Origin of the sequence: Desulfosporosinus sp. SYSU MS00001 (assembly GCF_049943955.1) — a bacterium.
Lineage (GTDB): Bacteria > Bacillota > Desulfitobacteriia > Desulfitobacteriales > Desulfitobacteriaceae > Desulfosporosinus.
Genome location: NZ_JBNFTW010000033.1, coordinates 1 through 2,003, shown reverse-complemented (window position 1 = coordinate 2,003; position 2,003 = coordinate 1). Strand labels below are relative to the sequence as shown.

Below are 2,003 nucleotides of genomic sequence, written 5' to 3'. Positions count from 1 at the left end.
CTGGATGAGAAAAATAAAGAATATGAGATTGCTAGGATGATTGGTGGAGCTGAAGTTACTAGATTGACTATAGAACATGCTAAAGAGTTAATCGAACTTGCTAATGATAAAAAACAAAAGATATGCGTAACTATTCAGGCCTTGCTTAAATGAAAGAATATATATGATTTAAATATAAGAACAAATAAATATGACAATATGTAGTATTTGAGCGGCTTACTGACCTAACAATAAATTTTAGGTACATCAAAACGGGGTATTAAAAATAAAATACCCCTATAGAGAGCTAAGTCAATGTAGGATTCATAGGTGAACCTGTGAAAACAGATTCTAAACATTCCATAACATTAAGAGAATGTTTTCTAACAGTAGATATATAACCGCGTATTCTTGCGAAATAGTCTGCTCCGCAGGAGCTTCTAAATGTACCAGAGATTTTTTGTTTTACCTTTGTCATGCGAATATCACGTTCCGCTTGGTTATTATCAAATGGTATATCAAAGTCATTCATAAATCTGAGGACTTCGTCCTTGTGCAACGATAGACGCTCAAGTAGAGGTTTAGATTTACTCTTTTTTGTTTTACCAGTTTTAGAATCATAGTTAAGCTTGAAATCTTCTTCTTTACCTTGAAGTACGATAGAATCATATTTATTTTCATATAGCATGATTTTATCAAGGGTTAGTGCGTTAGCGCTTAGCGGCGCTTTGTCTACTTCAGATTTTATACCAATAAGAAGCAATTTCATTTGTTCAGCCCAACTTTGTTTTTCTAATTCTGTTATACCATTTAATTCTCTTAATATATGTGCGCAGCATAGAGAGTGATCACAGTTAGTGTATTTATTGTAGCTTTTCCATGAGTCATGTACTGCTGTACCTTTAAACTCTGGTAGAATGCCTATAGCATCTATAGCTTCACTTCCTCTTTTTTTATGAACTTGATAGTAAGTATACTTTTCATTAGATGATACATGAAGCCATTTCAATGTTTTATCCGCGAAAATACCTGTTTCATCATAATGAACTGCACCTACATCATTCTTTAAAACTTTTTTTATATCATCTTCGATAAGTTTTAAAGAATCATAGCAAGTTTTATTTATAGAAGCTAAAGTACCTTTGCTTATATGATGGTTAAATAGGTCTTCAAAGACTTCTTCCTGCCTATCATATGGAATAAATTGATATTGGTTCAGATATACTGAAGTAGCCTTTAGCCTATTTCCATACTGAACTGGTTAATTGATCCCTTCGGGGAACTGTGCTTTATTCACATGACCACAAATACATTTTTTAACTTCTGCTCTATGCTCTATAACTTTTACTTTTACCTCTGGTAAGTCTATAACTTGACGCTTAATATATCTTTCTGCTGGTACATCTTCTAAGGATGCTCCACATTTACTGCATTTATCTAAGATATGTTCTATTATTTCATCAGGATTTTCTACTTGTTCAAGAGTATGACCTTCATGACCAGGCTGACCGCCAGGTTTTTTATCAGAAGGCTTCCTGAGACTTTTAGTTTTCTTTTTGAAACCATCGGAAGATGGCGGTTTACTGCTATTGTTACTATTTGTTTTAATTTGATTTTCTAATGACTGGACACGTGCTGCAAGTGCTTTATTTTCCTTAGTAAGTTTTTCAATCATTGCATTTTGTTCTTTTATCTGATTTGAGAGTAACTTTATAGTTTCTATAACCTGAGAAATACCTTGGTTATATAATTCAATAATTTTACCTTCACTCATTGCGTGTCACCACCTTTGTCATTAGTTTTAGAGATTTGCCTGTTTATAATACAACAAAACTAACGAAAGGTATATAAGAAATGTTTTACAAATTAATAGTAGCAATAATATTAAATTTTGTTAATGGCTGAATAGTTACAGATATGCAATTTTTAGAAAAATTTATATAAAATATAAAATTCAAGAAAATTTAATAATTTTTGATAAATAAAATTTAAAAATAGGTAAAAAATAAGGTTACAGCATTAAA

The 2,003-nt window shown here is 31.3% G+C and carries 1 protein-coding gene and 1 pseudogene; both read right to left on the bottom strand.

Translation table 11 applies throughout. The features are described 5' to 3' along the window. Positions 1–286: 286 nt before the first annotated feature. Positions 287–1,225, bottom strand: a pseudogene (gene tnpC / locus ACPUYX_RS20830) (IS66 family transposase); the annotation flags it as partial. A 15-nt stretch (positions 1,226–1,240) separates the two neighbouring features. Further along, complete coding sequence (locus tag ACPUYX_RS20825; RefSeq protein ID WP_426381494.1) at positions 1,241–1,753, bottom strand: DUF6444 domain-containing protein; 513 nt, start codon at positions 1,751–1,753, stop codon at positions 1,241–1,243. Between the last annotated feature and the right edge of the window lie 250 nt (positions 1,754–2,003).

Coding starts and splice junctions, on each gene's coding strand:
- ACPUYX_RS20825 (WP_426381494.1), bottom strand. CDS start 1,753: ATGAGTGAAGGTAAAATTATTGAATTATATAACCAAGGTATTTCTCAG.